The sequence below is a fragment of the Nonomuraea sp. NPDC049649 genome (assembly GCF_040675175.1).
In the GTDB taxonomy this organism is placed as follows: domain Bacteria; phylum Actinomycetota; class Actinomycetes; order Streptosporangiales; family Streptosporangiaceae; genus Nonomuraea.
This window is the reverse complement of sequence record NZ_JBFAOH010000022.1, coordinates 1-18560: the sequence shown is the minus strand read 5'-3', so window position 1 is coordinate 18560 and position 18560 is coordinate 1. Positions and strand designations below refer to the sequence as shown.

The window sequence follows — 18560 nt, the reverse complement described above, 5'->3', positions numbered from 1 at the left end:
CGCCCAATGCCGCGATGAGTCGGCTTCAGCCTAATAGGCGTCCGCGGCTCGCGGACACCGGAAAACCAGGGGAAAGCGAAGGCCCGCCTCCGCGGGGAGACGGGCCCTGACGACGGGTCAGTCCTTGGACTTGGTGGTGCGGGTCTTCTTGGCGGCGGCGGGGGGCTCGGCGTTCACCGAGACCTCCTCCAGCTCCAGGGCGGCCTCGCCGCTCGTCCGGCTGACGACCTTGCGGCCGCGCACCGCGAACTCCTCGTAGACCTTCACGAGCTGGTCGGCGTAGCCGCGGGCCTTCTCGGGCAGTTCCTTGGCGATGTCCTCGGCCTTGCCGGCGTAGGAGCGGGCCTTCTCCGGCAGCTCCTTGGCGATGTCCTCCGCCTTGCCCGCGTACGCGCGCGCCTTCTCGGGCAGCTCCCGGGTCAGCTCGGCGCGGCGCGACTGCAGCTTCTGCAGCTGGTCGGGCAGCTCGCGCAGCTTCTCGACGGCGTAGTCGCCGGCCCCGGCGACCGCGTAGAACGGCTTGGAGTCGGTGAGTTTCTTCACTTCGGTGGCGAGCGTCATGATGGGTTAACCTTCCTTCGTTTCCTGGTTGGCGGCGCCGCCGCCGTCGCTCGCCGCGTAGGGCTCGAGTGCGGCGAGGAGTTCGGGCGGCAGCGGCTCTTCGTCTTCCGGAGCGGAGGCCGGCCGGGGGTGGGCTTTCTGGGAGGTCTGCTCGTCCCCGGCTGGTGCTTCTTTACGGAACGACTCGTAGATGTCGATCAGCACCTGGCGTTGCCGCTCGGTGAGGTGCGCGTCCTCCCTGATCGCCGTGATGACGTCGCTGGGAGGCTCGTGATCCTCGATGAGACCGGCCTGCACGTAGAGCACCTGCGATGAGATGCGCAGGCCTTTGGCGATCTGGTTGAGGATCTCCGCGCTCGGTTTGCGCAGACCGCGCTCGATCTGGCTGAGATAGGGGTTCGACACTCCCGCCGCGGCAGCCAGCTGGCGCAGCGAGATCTTCGCCTGCTGCCGCTGCTCGCGGATGTACTCGCCGATCGAGCCGACTTTGGGAAGTGCCATGCCTCCATTATCGCGCCCGATGCTTGCAAGTGCAAACACCGTGGTTAACAGTTGCAAGCGCTAGAGCTGGATAATCCAGAGGAAGGGCGTCGATGTGACCAAGCTCACGGACAGCGCGACGATGCCCGCACGCGCCCTGCACGGCAGGTCGGGAAGGGGATTGATCAGGCGGTCGACCCTGGCCATGACGTTGCTGGCGTGCAGGCCCAGCATCCCGCTGGGGGCCGGCATGGCGCCCGCCGTGCCGAACCGCAGCAGGGCCGTGGCCAGCCGCCGCGGCGAGCAGTAGCGGCGCGCGCGGTCGTCGGCGGCCATCTCGATGAGCAGCTCGACCTGCTCCTGCGCCTCACGCACCACCTTCGACCAGGGCAGCGCCCGGCGCAGCGCGGTGAACGGCAGCAGCACCAGATCGTGCCGCTCCCGTACGTGGGCGGCCTCGTGCGCGAGCACCGCGTCCAGCTCGTCGCGCGACCAGAGCCGCAGCGCGCCCTCGCTCACCACCACCTGGGAGCGCAGCCCCGGCACGCTGTAGGCCGCCGCGCCCGGGTGGTCCAGCACCCGCACGCCCGGCACGCCGGGGTCGTCGCGGGAGATCAGCGCCAGCAGCGAGCGGTGGCGCCGCCGCGCGCGCAGCGTGTGCGCCCCCGCCGCGATCAGCACGGCGATCAGCACGGCCAGCGCGGTGAGACCGGCGATCATGGCGAGCACGTGCAGCGGGTCCCACGGCACGAGAGGAGGCTCGCCCCGGACGAAGGCGACGAGGCCGGGCAGCACGCCTATCCCGTAGGGCTGCACCCCGAAGGCGAGCATGGATCCGGTGGTGGCCAGACCCCACGCCACGCCCAGCGACTGCCACAGGATGATGGCCAGCCGGGGCGCGCGGGCGGTCCAGCGAGCGGTGGTGAGACGCCAGGAGCCGATCGCGCACGCCGTGGCGAGCGCGGCCAGCACCAACGCCGTGATCACTCTTCCTCCAGCTCCTCAAGGGCTCTGCGCAGGATCTCCGCCTCGTCGCCGGAGACGGCCTTGGCGAAACGGGCGAGGGCGGCGGAACGGTCGCCCGTCATGTCCAACGCCCCCAGCATAAGCTCGGCGATGTAGCTGTCGCGGCTTTCGGCCGGTTCGTAACGCCAGGCGCGCCCGTCGCGGGTCCGCTTGAGGAAGCCTTTGCGTGTGAGGCGGTCGAGGACGGTCATGACCGTGGTGGGCGCCAGATCGCGCTCCGCGATGCGCCGGCCGACCTCGCGGGCGGTCAGCGGGGTGGTCTCCGCCCACAGGATGTCCATGATGCTGCGTTCAAGCTCGCCAAGACCCTTCACACTCTCTAGCGTAGTACTACGCAGCGTCGAGCATCTATTCAGGATCCTGGTGAGATGGACATCACGTTGGTGCAGGGCGACATCACCAAACAGCACGTGGACGCCATCGTGAACGCGGCCAACTCCTCCCTCATGGGCGGCGGCGGGGTGGACGGGGCGATCCACCGCAACGGCGGCCCCGAGATCATCGAGGAGTGCCGCCGGCTCCGCGCCACCGAGTACGGGGCGGGCCTGCCCATCGGCGAGGCCGTCGCCACCACCGCGGGCCGGCTGCCCGCCCGCTGGGTGATCCACACGGTCGGTCCCGTGCACTCGCCGTTCGAGGACCGCTCCGAGCTGCTGGCCTCCTGCTACCGGCAGTCGCTGCGGGTGGCGGAGTCGCTGGGCGCGCGGACGGTCGCGTTCCCCGCGATCGGCACGGGCATCTTCGGCTGGCCGCTCGCCGACGGCGCCCGCGTCGCGATCGACGCCGTCCGCGCCTGCGACGCGGCGGTGACGGAGGCGCGGTTCGTGCTCTTCGACGCGAGCGCGTACGCGGTCTTCGAAGCGGCCCTGTGACCCCGGCGGCTGCCTAGCGTGCCCGCGGGCCGGTCGGGCCGACACCGCCTGCCAGGCGCGCCTGTGCCCCCCCTGCGGCTGTTCAGCGCGTCGGAGAGCTGGTCGGGTCGACCGCCTGCCAGGCGACCGTCAGCTCGCCCAGCCGCCACCGGGCCCGGCCGCCGAACGGCGGGCGGCGGACTATCGGCCACGAGGCGGCCAAGGTCTCGGCGGCGGCGAGCCAGCGCTGGCGGGCGCCGTGCGAGCCGTACGGGGCGCAGACCGCCCAGGCGTGGTCCCAGTCGCGCAGGAAGGCGTGTATCGGCTCCCCGGGCACGTTGCGGTGGATGAGCGTCTTCGGCAGCCGGTCGGCCAGGTCGGACGGCCGCCGGAACGCGTCGAACCGGGCCGAGAACGTCACCGTCCGCGCGCCGTCCGCGTCCAGCCCCACCCAGACCGCCCGGTGTCCCACCTCCGAGCAGGTGCCCTCGACCAGCACGCCCCCGGGGGCCAGCCGCTCCCGCAGCACCCGCCAGTAGTGCCACGCCTCCGCCTCCTCGTACTGGCGCAGCACGTTGAAGGCGCGCACCAGCACCGGCGGCCTGGCCACGGGCATCTCGAAGCCGCCGAGGACGAAGCTCAGCCCCTCCCGCTCGTACGGCTTGGCCGCCGCCACCCGGGCCGGATCTATCTCGACGCCGACCACCTCGACGTCCGGGGCCACCTGCCGTAGCCGGGTGAACAGCTCCAGCGTCGTCGCGTGCGACGCCCCGTACCCCAGATCCACCACGAGCGGCCGGGAGGCGGCGCGCAGCAGGCGGCCGTGAACGGCGGTTATCCACCGGTCGGCGCGGCGCAGCCGGTTGTGCGCGGTGGTGCCCCGGGTGATCGAGCCGACGGGTCTGGCGGTGCGTGCTCCGCTCACCGGTGTGGTCCGTCAGTCACTGACTCTGTGCACCTTGTGCTGGGCGGCCTGGGCGCGGGGGCGGATGACCATGCGGTCGATGTTCACGTGCGCGGGCCTGGTGACGCACCAGGCGATCGCGTCGGCGATGTCGCCGGAGGTGAGCGGGTCGGGGACGCCCGCGTAGACCTGCTCCGCCTGCTCGGCGTCGCCGCGGAACCGGGTGACCGCGAACCCTTCGGTGCGGACCATGCCGGGCGCGATCTCCACGATCCGCACTGGCCGGCCGACCAGCTCCAGCCTGAGCGTCTCGGTCATCGACGTCTGGGCGTGCTTGGCCGCGCAGTAGCCGCCGCCTCCCTCGTACGAGATCAGACCGGCCGTGGAGGTGAGCATCACGAGCACGCCGTCGCCGGAGTCGATGAGCTTCGGCAGCAGCGCCTGGGTCACGCGGAGCGACCCGAGCACGTTCGTGTCGTACATAAGCTGCCAGTCGTCTACATTGCCCTCGGACACCGGCTCCAGACCGAGTGCGCCGCCGGCGTTGTTGACGAGCACGTCACAGCGCCCGACCGAGGCGGCCAGCGCGTCCACCGAATCCTGGGAGGTCACGTCCAGCGTCACCGGAGTGATCCCCGGCACCTCGGCCGCGAGCTTGTCCAGCCGATCGCGCCGCCTCGCGCCGGCCACCACGTGGTAGCCCTCGGAGGCCAGCCGCCGCGCCGTCGCCTCGCCGATCCCGCTGCTCGCACCGGTCACCACAGCCGTTCTGCTCATACCCCACATCCTGCCAGGGCTCGCGGAGTGCACCCCGCCGTGTAGTCGATTCGGGAATGTCGGAAAAATCAGGACAGTTATAAGTCACTTGGAGGTGATGTCGGGTGAGGCGACGACGGGTCAACCGGGTCGCGACGATCAGCATGCACACCTCACCGCTCGACCAGCCCGGAACGGGCGACGCCGGCGGCATGAACGTGTACATCGTCGAATCCGCCAAACGGCTAGCCCAGCTGGGTGTGGAGGTGGAGATCTTCACCCGCGCCACCGCCCGCGACCTGCCGCCGGCCATCGAACTGGCGCCCGGAGTCCTGGTCCGCCACCTGACCGCCGGACCGTACGAGGAGATCGACCGGGCCGACCTGCCCGGCCAGATGTGCGCCTTCCTGTCCGAGGTGCTGCGCACCGAAGCCATGTACGAAGCCGGGCACTACGACGTCATCCACTCCCACTACTGGCTCTCCGGCCAGGTCGGCTGGCTCGCCAAGGAACGCTGGGGCGTCCCGCTCGTCCACACCATGCACACCATGGCCAAGGTCAAGAACCGGCTCCTCGCCGAAGGCGACAAACCCGAACCCCAGGCTCGCGTCGTCGGCGAGGAACAAGTCGTGCAGATCGCCGACCGCCTCGTCGCCAACACCGCCGACGAGGCCCGCGAACTCATCGACCTCTACGGAGCCCCCGAACAGCGCGTCGCCGTCGTCAACCCCGGCGTCAACCTCAGCGTCTTCCAGCCCGCCTCCCAAGGCGCCGCCCGGCGCCGGCTCGGCCTGCCGCAGGACGCCCGCGTCCTGCTGTTCGTCGGCCGCATCCAGCCGCTCAAGGCCCCCGACGTGCTGCTGCGAGCCGCCTCCCGGATGTTCATCGACGACCCCTCCCTGCGCGGCCGCCTCGTCGTCGCCTGCGTCGGCGGCCCCTCCGGCAACGGCCTCGCCCGGCCCTCCCTCCTCACCGAACTCGCCGCCGAACTCGGCATCGCCGACGCCGTCCACCTCGTGCCGCCCGCGCCGCAGCACGAACTCGCCGACTGGTACCGGGCCGCCGACCTCACCGTCGTCCCCTCCCACAGCGAATCGTTCGGCCTCGTCGCCCTCGAATCCCAGGCCTGCGGCACCCCCGTCGTCGCCGCCGCCGTCGGCGGCCTGCGCACCGCCGTCCGCGACGGCGCGTCCGGCCTCCTCATCGAAGGACACGACCCCCACGACTGGGCGCAGGCGCTCCGCGGCCTCCTCGCCGAACCCCGCCGCCTCGCCGCCCTCGCCGAAGGCGCCCGCGAACACGCCGCCGCCTTCGGCTGGCAGGCCACCTCCGCCCGCCTCATGGACGTATACGCGCAAGCCGTCGCCCGGCTGCACCGGCAGCCCGTCGCGGTCAACTCGTAGAGCTTCTCTTAGGGTTACGGCATGCGCGACGTCATCGAAGCCGCGCTCAAGGCCGCGGACGTCGACTACGACGAACCGCGGCCCGGAGCGTTCCTCGCCAAACTCCCCGGCAAGCACAAGCTCGCCACCATGACCTGGCTCATCGCCGGCGAACGCGTCCTCCACATCGAGGCGTTCTTCTGCCGCCGGCCCGACGAGAACCACGCCGAGTTCTACCGCTGGCTGCTCGCCAAGAACGGCGCCATGTACGGCGTCCACTTCTCCGTCGACTCGGTCGGCGACGTCTACCTCGTCGGCCGCCTCCCGCTCACCGCCATCACCGAAGACGAGATCGACCGCCTCCTCGGCTGCGTGCTCACCTACTCCGACGAATCCTTCGACCGCGCCCTGGAGATCGGCTTCGCCACCTCCATCCGGCGCGAATGGGAATGGCGCAAGAAACGCGGCGAATCCCTCGCCAACCTGCAAGCCTTCGCCCGGTTCGCGGACCCCGAGCGAGCCTGAACCAGCCCGCCCTAGGATGGGCACCATGGCGACTTTGGTGCTGCTGCGACATGGCGAAAGTGACTGGAACGCGAAAGGCCTCTTCACCGGCTGGGTGGACGTGAGCCTTTCGGCCAACGGCGAAGACGAGGCCCGCCGCGGCGGCAAACTCCTCGCCGACGCCGGCATCCACCCCGACGTGGTCCACACCAGCCTGCTCAACCGGGCCATCCAGACCGCCCAGTTCGCGCTCGCCGAAGCCGACCTGCTCTGGCTCCCGGTCAAGCGCTCCTGGCGGCTCAACGAGCGCCACTACGGCGCCCTCCAGGGCAAGAACAAGGCGCAGACCCGCGAAGAGTTCGGCGACGAGCAGTTCATGCTCTGGCGGCGCTCCTACGACACGCCCCCGCCGCCCATCGCCGACGACGACGAGTACTCCCAGGTCGGCGACCGCCGGTACGCGCTGCTCCCGCCCGAGCTGATGCCGCGTACCGAATGCCTCAAGGACGTGGTCGAGCGGATGCTGCCCTACTGGTACGACGAGATCGTCCCGGACCTGGCCGCGGGGCGGACCGTGCTGGTGGTGGCTCATGGGAACTCGTTGCGGGCGCTGGTGAAGCACCTCGACGGGATCGGTGACGAGGACATCGCGGGGCTGAACATTCCTACGGGGATTCCGCTGCGGTATGAGCTGGACGAGCAGTTCCGGCCGGTGAAGCGGGGCGGCGAGTACCTGGACCCGGAGGCGGCCAAGGCGGCGATCCAGGCAGTGGCGAACCAGGGGCGCTGACGAGCTAGGGCCGCTGGCGAACCAGGGCCTCTGACGGGGTCTCTGCTTTTCGGGGTTTTGCAGCACTGACGGGTGCTTGTGGGGGTTTGTACAGAAGCGAGCCGCCGTCGGGGTGGTGAAAACCCCTAAAGCTCTTTGGGAAACCCCTCGGCTGGGCGCCGTTATGCGTGCCTGGCGGCCCGCTCAGCCCGCCGTAGGCGGTGGAGAGCTGCGCGATCGTCAAAAGCGCGGCCTTCGCCGCAGCAGGCGCTTCGCGCCTAGCAGCTCAGACGGTGCTGTGTGGGGGCAAGCCCCCACACCCCCTGGCGAGGGGGCTACCGCCCCCTCGCGCTCCCCGGTCCCCAGCCTGTGGACACTGCTGGAGAGTCGCCCCGGGCGAAGAACTGACCCCTGCGCCCGGGCCGTACGAGGGAACTTGGCCCCAGAGGCCCGGAGACATACCGTCCCCACAGATGCCCGGGGTGTGCCGGCCACCCGTTGTTGATCAACAGGGCTGTGGAGGAAGCGCGACGTTGCGCTCTGCATCTTGTGCTCGACGTTGCGATGTCCGATAAGGCGGCGGCAGCCTTATGAGGGTGATGCTGTTGCTGCGTGGGTGCCGGGCTGCGGTCGTGCTGAGGAACAGGCTCACGACTACGCAGAAACTCCGGCCAACGTTGATGATCGAGATTAATGGCCTTGGACCGGGGAGCGCGAGGGGGCGGTAGCCCTCTCGCCGGGGGCGTGGGGGCTTGCCCCCACACAACACGTCTGAGCCGAAAGGCGCGAAGCGCCCCTCCCCGCGCAAGGCCACGCCTTTTCCCGGGGGGCGCGGGGGCGAAGCCCCCGCACAACACCGTCTGAGCTGACAAGCGCGAAGCGCCTGCTGACGTGAAGGCCGCGCTTTTGACGATCGCGCAGCTCTCCACCGACAGCGCAGCTCTCCACCGCCTACGGCGAGCTGAGCGGGCCGCCAGGCACGCATGACGGCGCCCAGCCCGAGGGGGTTCCCAAGAGAGCTTTTAGGGTTTTCACCACACCGACGGCGGCCCATGCGGACCCAGAGCCCAAGCCCGAAACCTAGAGCCAAGCCCGGAACCCAGAGCCCACAACCCAGCCCCCGCTTAGCAGACCATCACTGCCTAGCGGATCATCACTCGGGCCGCGTCCCCGTCACCAGATAGACCACATCCCGCGCCACGCTCACCGCATGGTCCGCGTACCGCTCGTAGTACCGCCCGACGAGTGTGATGTCGATGGCCGGTTCCACCCCGTGCTGCCAGTCCTTGCTGAGGATGTTCCGGAAGAGCCGCCGGTGCAGCCGGTCCATCGCGTCGTCGTCCTGCTCGAGTTCGAGGGCGGATTCGACGTCGCGGGTGGCGATGCAGCCGCCGGCCTTGGTGACCAGGTTTTCGGCGATCTGCCCCATTTCGATGATGGGGGCGCGCATTTCGGCGGGGATGGCGCTGTCGGGGTGGCGCAGGCGGGCGACTTTGGCGACGTGTACGGCGTGGTCGCCCATGCGTTCGAGGTCGCCACCCATGCGGAGTGCGGTGATGACGAGCCGCAGGTCGACGGCGACGGGTTGTTGTCGGGCCATCAGTTCGAAGATGGAGCTTTCGATGTCGGCGTAGAGGGCGTTGACCGCTTCGTCGCGGCTGATGACCTGTTCGGCGAGCTGGAGGTCGGCGTCGAGGAGCGCGGTGGTGGCGCGGGAGATGGCGGAGCGGACGAGCCGGGTCATTTCGACCAGCTTGTCGGTGAGGGCGTCGAGTTCTTCGTGGTACGCGTCGCGCATGCTGTCACCGTAGGCGGGCGACTGTGAACGAACCCCGACTCCCAGGTGAACTTTCCGGGAAAGGGTGCTTCGTCCCCCAGGTGAGGGCGCCGGCGGCTCGGAAGCGCCACCTACCATCGGGAACATGAGTGAGATGGCCATGAGCTTCGCGGCCCTGGCCGGCTTCGTCGTGGGGGCTCTGGCAGTGTTGTTCTACCGTAACCAGATCGAGGCGCCCAGCAGGAAGAGCGAGGTGGCCGATCCGGGGGTGGCCGCGCTGCCGCCGGGCATCGCGTCGGTGCTGTCGGTGCTGCCCTCGTCGGCGGTGGTGCTGGACGCGCACGACCGCGTGCTCCGGGCCAGCTCGGCCGCCCGCGCGTTCGGGCTCGTCAAAGGAGACCGGCTGATGGTCGCCGAGCTGCTGGCGCTGGCGCGGCAGGTACGGCGGGACGGCGAGATCCGGGAGACCGAGATCGAGGTCTCCGGGAACAGGTTCGGCCAGGAGACGACGAGCTTCGCGGTCCGGGTGGCGCCTCTCGGCTCGTACGGCCAGGTGCTGGTCCTGGCGGAGGACCAGACCGAGCGGCGCAGGGTCGAGGCGGTGCGCCGCGACTTCGTGGCCAACGTCAGCCATGAGCTGAAGACTCCGGTCGGCGCGCTGAGCCTGCTCGCGGAGACGATCCAGGACGCGGCCGACGACCCGGAGGCCGTCACCAGGTTCGCGGCCCGCATGCAGCACGAGGCGGCCCGGCTCAACTACCTGGTCCAGGACATCATCACGCTGAGCCGTATACAGGGGGCGGAGCCGATTCCCGCCCCCCAGCAGATCTCCATCGACGAGGCCGTCGGCATCGCCGTCGACCACTGCAACACCCGCGCCGACGCCAAGGACATCACGCTCGTCACCGGGGGCGCGGAGGGGCTGCGCGTCTGGGGTGACGAGGAGCTGCTGGTGACCGCGCTGCGCAACCTCATCGACAACGCGATCGTCTACAGCCCGGAGCACACCCGCGTGGTGGTCAGCACCCGCGCCGCGGGGCAGTGCGTCGAGATCAGCGTCAGCGATCAGGGCATCGGCATACCGGAGGAGGCGCTGGAGCGGATCTTCGAGCGTTTCTTCCGGGTCGACACGGCCCGTTCGCGCGCGACCGGCGGCACCGGCCTGGGCCTGGCCATCGTCAAGCATGTGGCCGCCTCGCACGCCGGCGAGGTGTCCGTGTGGAGCAAGGAAGGCTCCGGTTCGACCTTCACTCTGCGCCTGCCCGCCTTCGGCGGGACGGCCATTCCGGCACAACCTGCTATCCCTCTGGAGGCCGCCCCGTGACCCGTGTACTCGTCGTGGAAGACGAGGAGTCCTTCTCCGACGCCCTGTCCTACATGCTTCGCAAGGAGGGTTTCGAGGTCTTGGTCGCGGCGACCGGGCCCGAGGCGCTCGACACCTTCGACCGCGAGGGCGCCGATCTGGTGCTGCTCGACCTGATGCTGCCAGGCCTGCCGGGCACCGAGGTCTGCCGGACGCTGCGGCAGCGCTCCAAAGTCCCGGTGATCATGCTGACCGCGAAGGACAGCGAGATCGACAAGGTGGTGGGCCTGGAGCTGGGCGCCGACGACTACGTGACCAAGCCGTTCTCCTCGCGCGAGCTGGTGGCGCGGATCCGCGCGGTGCTGCGCCGCCAGGGCGACGCGCCCGAGGAGCTGGAGACGTCGGTGCTGGCCGTCGGCCCGGTGCGCATGGACGTGGACCGGCACGTGGTGACGGTCCGCGGCGAGCCGGTGCAGCTGCCGCTGAAGGAGTTCGAGCTGCTGGAGGTGCTGCTGCGCAACGCCGGCCGGGTGCTCACCCGCGGCCAGCTCATCGACCGCGTGTGGGGCGCCGACTACGTCGGCGACACCAAGACGCTGGACGTGCACGTCAAGCGGCTGCGGGCGAAGATCGAGGCCGACCCGTCGAGCCCGCGCTGCATCCTGACGGTGCGCGGCCTGGGCTACAAGTTCGACCACGCCGAGGAATGACAGAACCCCTTGTTCGTACGAGACCTCGTACGAACAAGGGGTTCCGGCGTGTCCAGGGGGTCAGCTGGCCTCTTCCTCGGAAGCCTCCGACTCCTCCGAAGACTCCTCAGCGGACTCCTCAGAAGACTCCTCGGACTCCGTCGGCGTGGCCGACGGGGACGGCGCGGGGATGGCGCCCTCGACCTTCGGGTAGGCGGCGTATTCGGGGCCGTGCGGCATCACCGGGACGTGCATGGTGATGGTGCCGGCGTTGGCGAACTGGAGCTCCAGATCGATGCTCTCGCCGCCCCTGAGGGCCCGGTTGATGCCTTCCAGGACGACGTGGGGCTTGCCGGGCTCGACCAGGACGAGCTCGCCGGGCGGGAGCTGGACGGGCGTCTCGATCTTGGCGGTCGCGAAGTCACCCGCGCTGACGGACTGCAGCGTGTCGGCCGACTCGCCTTCGTTCAGCATCGTCAGGTAGACCGGGACGCTGCCCCGCCAGGGGATCTGGCCGCCCGACTCGGGGCCGAGGATGAACCCTTGGGGGATGTGGATGTTCTGCTTGCCATAGGCGCCCTCGTCGATCAGGGCGGCCGCCTCCACCGGCGCGTACGGCTTGAGGGTGTTGGCGTCGAAACCAACAGCACAGCCGGCGAGTACGGGGGCCACCAGGAACGCGGCAGCGACGACAATCCGGCGACGGCTGGTCACGTGCGGGTTCTCCTTGGTCTACACATGGGGATGGGCAGCGCCTACCATATCCACCTGTTTCCAAGGTCATTTCCACACCCCCGCAGGTCATTAGCTATGCCCGGATATGCGATTCACAGAGTTGACCTCCTGTCAATCCCCCATATGCGGCTTTGACCTGCAGTTATGAGGATTTCACTGTTCCGGGACCCTGTGGATGCGTGGTACTCTGGAGTACAGCGGAAGGGGTACTTGTCACATGACTTTCCAGGTCGGCGACACTGTCGTCTACCCCCACCATGGGGCTGCTCGGATCGAAGCAATCACGAAGCGATCCATCAAGGGTGAGGAAAAGACCTACCTGGTGCTCAAGGTCGACAAGGGCGACCTTACCGTCCAGGTGCCAGCAGAAAACGCAGAACTCGTCGGGGTGCGCGACGTCGTCGGCCAGGAGGGCTTGGAGCGCGTTTTCGACGTGCTGCGCATGCCGCACACCGAGGAGCCCACGAACTGGTCGCGGCGCTACAAGGCCAACTTGGAGAAGCTCGCGTCCGGTGATGTGAACAAGGTCGCCGAGGTCGTCCGTGACCTGTGGCGCCGGGACCGTGAGCGCGGGTTGTCCGCCGGTGAGAAGCGCATGCTCGCCAAGGCTCGCCAGATCCTCGTCAGCGAGCTCGCGCTCGCCGAGAAGACCAACGAGGACAAGGCCGAGGCCCTGCTCGACGAGGTTCTCAACAGCTGAACACGATAATTCCCCGGGTGGGCGTCGGTGTCGACGTCCACCCGTTCGCGTCGGGCCGGGAGATGCATCTCGCCGGCCTCCACTGGCCAGGCGAGACCGGCCTGGCAGGACACTCCGACGGCGACGCCGCCGCGCACGCGGCGTGCGACGCCTTGCTGTCGGCTGCGGGCCTGGGCGATCTGGGCGGCCTGTTCGGCACCAACGATCCCCGCTGGGCAGGCGCGTCCGGCACCGCCCTGCTGGAGGAGACCGCGCGCCGGGTGCGCGCGGCAGGCTTCCAGATCGGCAACGTGGTCGTCCAGGTGATCGGTAACCGGCCGAAGCTGGCTCCCCGGCGCCTGGAGGCGGAGAAGACGCTCAGCGCCGCTCTGGGGGCTCCTGTGAGCCTCACTGCGACCACCACCGACGGGCTCGGGCTGACCGGGCGCGGCGAGGGTGTCGCGGCGGTCGCCACCGCGCTCGTGGTCAACCTCATGCCGGGAACAGGCGTCATCTAAGCGGCGGGCAACCTGCCGCTCGCCTGTCCCATGGTCGGCGGCGGTCCGCTCTGGCGCGGTGCGGATCGCCGTCTACCAGGGGTAATCACCCAATTTGCCGGGTAGGGCCCTCTGAAGACGCTTTCGGGGGGAGCTATACATGATCGGCGCGATCGTTTCCGCGATAGTCATCGGCGCCATCGTCGGTGCCCTGGCCCGGCTCATTCTTCCGGGCAGGCAGAACATGTCCATCGGGCTGACGCTGATCGTCGGCATCGTGGCGGCCCTGATCGGGACGTTGATCGCCCAGCTGTTCGGCTTCGCCGACACCAGAGGCATCGACTGGCTCGAACACATCCTCCAGCTCGTCCTGGCCGTGATCGGCGTGTCGATCGTGGCCGGAACGGCCAAGGGGCGAGGCACCGGCAGAGGACGAACCACCACCTGACCTGCCTGTTCGTAGATTTCCGGCATAAAGACCGGAGATCGGGTATCCACTTCCCCGCAAGGATGAACCGCTCATCCTCGCGGGGAGGTTGTGAGTCATGACAATCCAGTCCATCCTGGGCGCCATCGTCATCGGCGCCGTCATCGGCGCGATCGGGCGTCTGCTGCTTCCGGGCCGGCAGGCCATCGGGTGGATCCTCACCATCGTCGTCGGCATCGCCGCGGCCCTCGTCGGCACGCTGATCGCCCAGGGCATCGGCGTCGAGACGACTCCCGGCATCGATTGGATAGAGCTGGTGCTCCAGGTCGTCCTCGCCGTCGTCGGCGTAGGGATCGTCGCGGGCCTCAAGCGCGGGTCACGCGGCACCGGCGTCTGACCGGAGCCGGCCGTGCCCCCGGAGAGCACGCGGAAACACGCGCAGAGCCCGCCCGGCGTGAGTCGCCGGGCGGGCTCCGCGTATCCGTCTCAGTCCTCCGGCGGCCGGGGCGTGCTGCGCAGGCGGCCCGACGGGGCCTCGCTCGGCGGGATGTCGTGCTCCTCCACGATGGGGTGCGGCGCGGTGTCCTCCATCAGGTCCGCGTCCCGTTCCCCGGCGTCGGCGGCTTCCGGACCGTGACGCGGGTCCGGCCCGTCGTCCTGCACGACGGGGACGGGCTGGGTGTCGGCCGTCCGGTCCGAGCGGGGATGCACCAGGACGTCCCTCGGCTTCACCCGATCACCCCACCGCACCGGGCGCGTGGGCTCGTGGTCCGGCTCCGGTACGGACGAGGCCGCTGTTTCCTCGGGCTGCTCAGGCTGCACGTCGTCAGGCTCGGCCGCGGGCTCTTCCGCGCCCGGCTCCGGCGACGAGGACCGGGCCACCGGGACCGTGGCGGGTTCGGCGTCCGGCTCGGGAGAGGGGGTCCGGTCAGCCGCAGGAGGCGTGGAGCGCTCGGCGGACGCGGAGTCGGCGACCGGCTCGGCGGCGGAGCGTTCAGCACCATTCCTCGGGGACGGCTCTGCGGCGGCCTGTGCCGTCCCGGACTCGGCTAAGGACGCGGATCGGGCGGTCTCACGTTCCGGCTCGGGGGTCTCGGGAGCCGGGGTGGGGCCTACGACCGGCGTCGTCTCCAGCACAGCGGGCGAGGCGGCCTCCAGCGGCGGCGGCTCCTCGGTTTGACGCTGCCCGGCCGCCGGGCGTGGCAGCTCCGCCGTCCGGTCCGCCTCCGGCTCCCGGTGGAACGGTATGACGTCGTGCTCCCTCGTACCGTCGTCGTCTCGTACGTAATCGCGCCCGGCCCGTACGTGCTTGATCAGCAGCAGCCAGAGCCACAGCGCCAGCGCCAGCATCACCCACGGCGCGACGGCCACGCCCACGGCCGTCGGCGCGGCCGGGAACGGGTAGGACAGGGCGGTGGCGACGTTCACCGCGGCGGCCGCCACGATGAGCAGGACCAGCACCACCGCGGCCTGGGCGCGCACCAGCGCGCGGGCGGAACGCAGCAGCAGCACGCAGATCAGCGTCACCACGAGCAGCGCGTCGAACGCGGCCGGGTAGAGGTAGGCGAGGTCGGCACGGCCTCCGCCGTGGACGGCCAGCGCCCGCAGGTCGTCGAACGAGAGCACGCACGCGGCGCCCGTCAGGGCGGCGACGGCGAGTCCGGCAAGGGCGATGCCCAGGCGCCGGAGCAGAGAGGGGGGAGTCACGTCCATGGCGGGTTCGAGCCTACAGAAGAATGCGGTTCCGGGCCGATCCCCGGCGAGTTGGCCAGGTGGCCCCGTATCAGGTCCAAGACGTGTGCGAAGGCGTTAGCCTTGCCTACGTGAGCCTGCACTTTTACGACACCGCCACTCGTGGCATTCGTGAGTTCGTCCCGCTGGAAGCCGGCCGTGCGTCGATCTACCTGTGTGGTGCCACCGTGCAGGCCCCGCCGCACATCGGCCACATCCGTTCCGGGATCAACTTCGACGTGCTGCGGCGCTGGCTCATGCGTTCCGGCTACGAGGTGACGTTCTGCCGCAACGTCACCGACATCGACGACAAGATCATCCAGGTGTCGGCCGAGGAGGGGGTGCCCTGGTTCGTCGTCGCCGAGCGCAACCAGCGCGCCTTCACCTGGGCCTACGACACGCTCGGCTGCCTGCCGCCGACCGTCGAGCCGCGCGCCACCGGCCACGTGCCGGAGATGATCGTGCTCATCCAGCGGCTCATGGAGCGCGGCCACGCCTACGCCGCCGGCGGTGACGTCTACTTCGACGTGCGCTCCTGGGAGGACGAGTACGGCTCGCTCTCCAACCAGAAGCTCGACAACATGCGCGCCGCCGCCGACACCGACGACGAGTCGTGCAAGCGCGACCCGCGCGACTTCGCGCTGTGGAAGGGCGAGAAGCCCGGCGAGCCCACCTGGCCGACCCCGTGGGGCCCCGGCCGCCCCGGCTGGCACCTGGAGTGCTCGGCGATGGCCACCAAGTACCTGGGGCCGACGTTCGACATCCACGGCGGCGGTATCGACCTGATCTTCCCGCACCACGAGAACGAGATCGCGCAGTCCCAGGCGGCGGGCGACGGCTTCGCCCGCTACTGGATGCACAACGGCCTCGTCAAGATCGGTGCCGAGAAGATGAGCAAGTCGCTGGGCAACTCGCTGCTCATCCCGGAGATCGTGCAGAAGGTCCGCCCGGTCGAGCTGCGCTACTACCTCGCCGCGCCTCACTACCGCTCCGCCATCGACTACTCGGAGGAGGCGCTGCTGGAGGCCGCGGCCGCCTACCAGCGGATCGAGGGCTTCGTGACCCGCGCCGCCGAGGTCATCCACGACGTCGACGCCGACGCGCCGCTCCCGCAGGCCTTCGCCGATGCCCTCAACGACGACCTCGGCACCCCGCAGGCGCTCGCGGTCGTCCACGAGGTGGTCCGCGAGGGCAACGTCGCCCTGGCCAAGGGCGACAAGGAAGCGGTGGCCCGGCTGCTCGCCGAGACCCAGAACATGCTCGACGTGCTGGGCCTCGACCCGCGTTCGCCGCAGTGGCGGTCCGAGGGCTCCGACCTCAAGCCGGTGGTCGACGCGCTGGTCGAGGTGGCGCTGGAGCAGCGCAAGGCGGCCAGGGCACGCAAGGACTACGCCGCCGCCGACGCCATCAGGGACCAGCTCGCCCAGGCCGGCATCACCGTCGAGGACACCCCTCACGGGCCCCGCTGGGAGCTGCGCCGCTAGCCCGCCCATCCACTCCCCGCCACCAGTACTCTTGATTCCATGGCAGCAGGGGGTAAGGCGGGCAGGCCCGCCAAGAAGAAGGGCCCGACCAAGGGCACCGGCGGACACCGTCGCCGCGGGCTCGAGGGCAGGGGCGCGACCCCGCCTGCCGAAATGCGCCACTGGTACAAGGACAAGGCCAGGAGCGAGCGCATCGCCCGCGAGGAGCGCGGCGGCGAACGCCGCGCCCCCGCGCGCGCCAGGCGCTCCGAAGACGCGCCCGAATACATCGGCGGCCGCAACCCCGTCCTGGAAGCCCTCCAGGCCGGGGTCCCGGCCAACGCCCTCTACGTGGCCTACCGCATCGACAACGACGACCGCGTACGAGACAGCATCAAAATCGCCGCCGACCGCGGGATCGCCCTCATGGAGGTCACCCGCGACAAGCTCGACCGGCTCACCGAGGGCGCCGTCCACCAGGGCATCGCCCTGCAGATCCCGCCCTACGACTACGCCCACCCGTCGGACCTCGTCGACCTGGCCCACGAAGCGGCCGAAACCCCGCTCATCATCGCCCTCGACGGCGTCACCGACCCCCGCAACCTCGGAGCCATCGCCCGCTCCGCCACCGCCTTCGGCGCCCACGGCCTCCTCGTCCCCTCCCGCCGCTCAGCCGGCGTCACGGGCGGCGCCTGGAAGACCTCCGCGGGCACCCTCGCCACCCTCCGCGTCGCCCGCGCCGCCAACCTCACCACCGCCCTGCGCGAATACCGCGACGCCGGCCTCTTCGTCATCGGCCTCGACGGCGAGGGCGACACAGAGATCGCCGACGTCAACCTCCTCACGGAGCCGCTGGTCGTGGTCGTCGGCTCGGAAGGCAAGGGCCTGTCGCGGCTCGTCCGCGAACACTGCGACGTGGTCGCCCGCATCCCCATGCGCGCCGCCGCGGAGTCCCTGAACGCGGCGGTGGCAGCGGGTGTGACCTTGTACGAAGTCGCTCGTCATCGACGGCCGTGAGCGTCTACACTGATAGGTCGTGCCGACGTAGCTCAATTGGCAGAGCATCTGTCTTGTAAACAGAAGGTCAGGGGTTCGATTCCCCTCGTCGGCTCGCAGCTAGAAGGCCCCTTCCGGGATTCGGGAGGGGCCTTTTCGATCTTGTACAGCAGCGATGTACAGCAACGGCTTCGCACCGATGCGACACCTACTGCACGCGAAGCTCCTTGCGCACTGCACGGACGTAGGTGTCGAAGGCAGCTTGAAGTTCATCCAGATGCTTGAATCCATCCGAGTTCATGTAGATCAGTAGTTGGTCCTTTGCCTTCTCCGCTGCTCGATAGCTTGTCTCCGAGGCGAAGACCTGGACCGTCAGCAGAGCATTGACCAGGGCCTCAAACTGCTCTGGTTCAAGCTCAGATGGGGCTGGGCTCTCGTCGTACGGGGTGTGGAACGCCGTCGCGTTCCAGTAGCGGTTGAAGGTCTTGAGGAACTGGGCATGAGCCTCTCGACGGTGCTCGTAGGAGCGAGCCACGGTCTCCCTGCGGTCTTGCCAGAACTGGGTCAGCGCGACGCCGCCGAGTGCGGTCACTGCTCCGAGAATGACCTGCCACATGTCATCCTTCTTCCATCGGAAGCTGCTTTCACCTAAGGTGCCAGCACAACGGGTGGTCTCAGTGCAGATGAGAGAAATTCCCTCGCTTCGAGCAGCGGGCAAGCGTGAGTGGCCGGCCTAGACCTCAGGTCAGTAGGTGTCTGTATGAGTGGATACAGAGGCTTACGGGTTAACTTGGGTGGAGGTCGGCGGCCGGGGAGGGCACGTAAGTGGTCGTGCAGCTCTTCCCGAAACAGCTGTCCATTATCGCAGTTGAGTAGTTCTGACGGGCTTGGCGCTCCTACGATCCTATACGTGACCACCTCCGACGTGATCGCGTCCCTCTCTGCCAGACTGGTGTGACACATGAGGACAAGCAGACCTTAAGTGGCACAAGCAGGGCGAGAACGGGATCTTCTTCACAGTGACGTTGAG

22 protein-coding genes and 1 tRNA gene are annotated in these 18560 nt (G+C 69.4%); 13 read left to right on the top strand and 10 right to left on the bottom strand.

Annotated features, from left to right (window positions below):
* Window positions 1–117 precede the first annotated feature (117 nt).
* From AB0J42_RS24860 to AB0J42_RS24845, 4 genes are read right to left on the bottom strand one after another with little or no spacing between them, the layout of a single operon-like run.
* Complete coding sequence (locus AB0J42_RS24860) at window positions 118–561, bottom strand: hypothetical protein (protein ID WP_364298308.1); 444 nt, start codon at window positions 559–561, stop codon at window positions 118–120.
* Window positions 562–567: 6 nt separating this feature from the next.
* A complete protein-coding gene (locus tag AB0J42_RS24855; protein ID WP_364298306.1) occupies window positions 568–1119 on the bottom strand; it encodes a helix-turn-helix transcriptional regulator in 552 nt (183 codons plus the stop codon).
* Between the two features lie 3 nt (window positions 1120–1122).
* Entirely contained in the window at window positions 1123–2028 is a 906-nt protein-coding gene (locus AB0J42_RS24850; RefSeq protein WP_364298303.1) for a M56 family metallopeptidase, read from the bottom strand.
* Complete coding sequence (locus AB0J42_RS24845; RefSeq protein ID WP_364298300.1) at window positions 2025–2381, bottom strand: BlaI/MecI/CopY family transcriptional regulator; 357 nt, start codon at window positions 2379–2381, stop codon at window positions 2025–2027. The genes AB0J42_RS24850 and AB0J42_RS24845 overlap by 4 nt, the downstream gene beginning before the upstream one ends.
* Window positions 2382–2435: 54 nt before the next feature.
* On the opposite strand from AB0J42_RS24845, the gene AB0J42_RS24840 reads away from it, so the two are divergent.
* Window positions 2436–2939 carry an O-acetyl-ADP-ribose deacetylase gene (locus AB0J42_RS24840; protein ID WP_364298297.1) on the top strand — a complete coding sequence of 168 codons (504 nt, stop codon included), beginning with the start codon at window positions 2436–2438 and terminating at the stop codon, window positions 2937–2939.
* Window positions 2940–3021: 82 nt separating this feature from the next.
* On the opposite strand, the gene AB0J42_RS24835 is transcribed toward AB0J42_RS24840, so the two are convergent.
* Window positions 3022–3843 carry a class I SAM-dependent methyltransferase gene (locus AB0J42_RS24835; RefSeq protein WP_364298295.1) on the bottom strand — a complete coding sequence of 274 codons (822 nt, stop codon included), beginning with the start codon at window positions 3841–3843 and terminating at the stop codon, window positions 3022–3024.
* Window positions 3844–3855: 12 nt separating this feature from the next.
* Window positions 3856–4599, bottom strand: coding sequence for an SDR family NAD(P)-dependent oxidoreductase (locus tag AB0J42_RS24830; protein WP_364298293.1), 744 nt, complete (start codon window positions 4597–4599; stop codon window positions 3856–3858).
* Window positions 4600–4742: 143 nt separating this feature from the next.
* On the opposite strand from AB0J42_RS24830, the gene mshA reads away from it, so the two are divergent.
* The 3 genes from mshA to AB0J42_RS24815 are packed head-to-tail and all read left to right on the top strand — an operon-like array spanning window position 4743 to window position 7254.
* Entirely contained in the window at window positions 4743–5981 is a 1239-nt protein-coding gene (gene mshA, locus AB0J42_RS24825) for a D-inositol-3-phosphate glycosyltransferase (protein WP_364298480.1), read from the top strand.
* A gap of 21 nt (window positions 5982–6002) precedes the next feature.
* Window positions 6003–6485 (top strand): YbjN domain-containing protein, encoded by a 483-nt coding sequence (locus tag AB0J42_RS24820; protein WP_364298291.1) that lies wholly within the window; start codon window positions 6003–6005, stop codon window positions 6483–6485.
* Window positions 6486–6510: 25 nt separating this feature from the next.
* Window positions 6511–7254 (top strand): phosphoglyceromutase, encoded by a 744-nt coding sequence (locus tag AB0J42_RS24815; RefSeq protein ID WP_364298289.1) that lies wholly within the window; start codon window positions 6511–6513, stop codon window positions 7252–7254.
* A 1132-nt stretch (window positions 7255–8386) separates the two neighbouring features.
* On the opposite strand, the gene phoU is transcribed toward AB0J42_RS24815, so the two are convergent.
* Window positions 8387–9031 carry a phosphate signaling complex protein PhoU gene (gene phoU / locus AB0J42_RS24810; RefSeq protein ID WP_364298287.1) on the bottom strand — a complete coding sequence of 215 codons (645 nt, stop codon included), beginning with the start codon at window positions 9029–9031 and terminating at the stop codon, window positions 8387–8389.
* A gap of 124 nt (window positions 9032–9155) precedes the next feature.
* Between phoU and AB0J42_RS24805 the strand changes: the two genes are divergently transcribed.
* Together AB0J42_RS24805 and AB0J42_RS24800 are read left to right on the top strand one after the other, a co-directional pair.
* Window positions 9156–10334 (top strand): ATP-binding protein, encoded by a 1179-nt coding sequence (locus AB0J42_RS24805; RefSeq protein WP_364298285.1) that lies wholly within the window; start codon window positions 9156–9158, stop codon window positions 10332–10334.
* Window positions 10331–11023 carry a response regulator transcription factor gene (locus AB0J42_RS24800; RefSeq protein WP_364298282.1) on the top strand — a complete coding sequence of 231 codons (693 nt, stop codon included), beginning with the start codon at window positions 10331–10333 and terminating at the stop codon, window positions 11021–11023. The genes AB0J42_RS24805 and AB0J42_RS24800 overlap by 4 nt, the downstream gene beginning before the upstream one ends.
* Before the next feature lie 60 nt (window positions 11024–11083).
* On the opposite strand, the gene AB0J42_RS24795 is transcribed toward AB0J42_RS24800, so the two are convergent.
* The gene (locus AB0J42_RS24795; RefSeq protein ID WP_364298279.1) at window positions 11084–11716 is read right to left on the bottom strand and encodes a copper chaperone PCu(A)C; all 633 of its coding nucleotides are present in this window, start codon (window positions 11714–11716) and stop codon (window positions 11084–11086) included.
* Between the two features lie 238 nt (window positions 11717–11954).
* On the opposite strand from AB0J42_RS24795, the gene AB0J42_RS24790 reads away from it, so the two are divergent.
* The 4 genes from AB0J42_RS24790 (at window position 11955) to AB0J42_RS24775 (ending at window position 13737) form a co-directional block, all read left to right on the top strand.
* On the top strand, window positions 11955–12437 hold the full coding sequence (locus AB0J42_RS24790; RefSeq protein WP_043624891.1) for a CarD family transcriptional regulator: 483 nt from the start codon (window positions 11955–11957) through the stop codon (window positions 12435–12437).
* Between the two features lie 17 nt (window positions 12438–12454).
* A complete protein-coding gene (ispF, locus tag AB0J42_RS24785; protein WP_364298277.1) occupies window positions 12455–12934 on the top strand; it encodes a 2-C-methyl-D-erythritol 2,4-cyclodiphosphate synthase in 480 nt (159 codons plus the stop codon).
* A gap of 139 nt (window positions 12935–13073) precedes the next feature.
* Window positions 13074–13361, top strand: coding sequence for a GlsB/YeaQ/YmgE family stress response membrane protein (locus AB0J42_RS24780; protein ID WP_364298275.1), 288 nt, complete (start codon window positions 13074–13076; stop codon window positions 13359–13361).
* A gap of 97 nt (window positions 13362–13458) precedes the next feature.
* A complete protein-coding gene (locus AB0J42_RS24775; RefSeq protein WP_364298273.1) occupies window positions 13459–13737 on the top strand; it encodes a GlsB/YeaQ/YmgE family stress response membrane protein in 279 nt (92 codons plus the stop codon).
* Between the two features lie 89 nt (window positions 13738–13826).
* On the opposite strand, the gene AB0J42_RS24770 is transcribed toward AB0J42_RS24775, so the two are convergent.
* Window positions 13827–15053 carry a DUF2637 domain-containing protein gene (locus tag AB0J42_RS24770; protein WP_364298271.1) on the bottom strand — a complete coding sequence of 409 codons (1227 nt, stop codon included), beginning with the start codon at window positions 15051–15053 and terminating at the stop codon, window positions 13827–13829.
* 110 nt (window positions 15054–15163) lie between these two features.
* Between AB0J42_RS24770 and cysS the strand changes: the two genes are divergently transcribed.
* The 3 genes from cysS to AB0J42_RS24755 all read left to right on the top strand — a co-directional run bounded on the left by cysS (window position 15164) and on the right by AB0J42_RS24755 (window position 17645).
* Window positions 15164–16555 carry a cysteine--tRNA ligase gene (gene cysS, locus AB0J42_RS24765; RefSeq protein WP_364298269.1) on the top strand — a complete coding sequence of 464 codons (1392 nt, stop codon included), beginning with the start codon at window positions 15164–15166 and terminating at the stop codon, window positions 16553–16555.
* A 39-nt stretch (window positions 16556–16594) separates the two neighbouring features.
* Window positions 16595–17551 carry a 23S rRNA (guanosine(2251)-2'-O)-methyltransferase RlmB gene (rlmB, locus tag AB0J42_RS24760; RefSeq protein WP_364298267.1) on the top strand — a complete coding sequence of 319 codons (957 nt, stop codon included), beginning with the start codon at window positions 16595–16597 and terminating at the stop codon, window positions 17549–17551.
* 21 nt (window positions 17552–17572) lie between these two features.
* Window positions 17573–17645, top strand: a tRNA-Thr gene (locus tag AB0J42_RS24755).
* Window positions 17646–17738: 93 nt separating this feature from the next.
* Here the strand turns inward: AB0J42_RS24755 and AB0J42_RS24750 are convergent.
* Complete coding sequence (locus AB0J42_RS24750; RefSeq protein ID WP_364298265.1) at window positions 17739–18146, bottom strand: hypothetical protein; 408 nt, start codon at window positions 18144–18146, stop codon at window positions 17739–17741.
* Window positions 18147–18560 lie beyond the last annotated feature (414 nt).

Coding starts and splice junctions, on each gene's coding strand:
- rlmB (WP_364298267.1), top strand. CDS start 16,595: ATGGCAGCAGGGGGTAAGGCGGGCAGGCCCGCCAAGAAGAAGGGCCCG.
- AB0J42_RS24830 (WP_364298293.1), bottom strand. CDS start 4,599: ATGAGCAGAACGGCTGTGGTGACCGGTGCGAGCAGCGGGATCGGCGAG.
- AB0J42_RS24790 (WP_043624891.1), top strand. CDS start 11,955: ATGACTTTCCAGGTCGGCGACACTGTCGTCTACCCCCACCATGGGGCT.
- AB0J42_RS24770 (WP_364298271.1), bottom strand. CDS start 15,053: ATGGACGTGACTCCCCCCTCTCTGCTCCGGCGCCTGGGCATCGCCCTT.
- AB0J42_RS24820 (WP_364298291.1), top strand. CDS start 6,003: ATGCGCGACGTCATCGAAGCCGCGCTCAAGGCCGCGGACGTCGACTAC.
- AB0J42_RS24860 (WP_364298308.1), bottom strand. CDS start 561: ATGACGCTCGCCACCGAAGTGAAGAAACTCACCGACTCCAAGCCGTTC.
- AB0J42_RS24805 (WP_364298285.1), top strand. CDS start 9,156: ATGAGTGAGATGGCCATGAGCTTCGCGGCCCTGGCCGGCTTCGTCGTG.
- AB0J42_RS24750 (WP_364298265.1), bottom strand. CDS start 18,146: ATGTGGCAGGTCATTCTCGGAGCAGTGACCGCACTCGGCGGCGTCGCG.
- phoU (WP_364298287.1), bottom strand. CDS start 9,031: ATGCGCGACGCGTACCACGAAGAACTCGACGCCCTCACCGACAAGCTG.
- AB0J42_RS24815 (WP_364298289.1), top strand. CDS start 6,511: ATGGCGACTTTGGTGCTGCTGCGACATGGCGAAAGTGACTGGAACGCG.
- AB0J42_RS24780 (WP_364298275.1), top strand. CDS start 13,074: ATGATCGGCGCGATCGTTTCCGCGATAGTCATCGGCGCCATCGTCGGT.
- mshA (WP_364298480.1), top strand. CDS start 4,743: ATGCACACCTCACCGCTCGACCAGCCCGGAACGGGCGACGCCGGCGGC.
- AB0J42_RS24840 (WP_364298297.1), top strand. CDS start 2,436: ATGGACATCACGTTGGTGCAGGGCGACATCACCAAACAGCACGTGGAC.
- AB0J42_RS24775 (WP_364298273.1), top strand. CDS start 13,459: ATGACAATCCAGTCCATCCTGGGCGCCATCGTCATCGGCGCCGTCATC.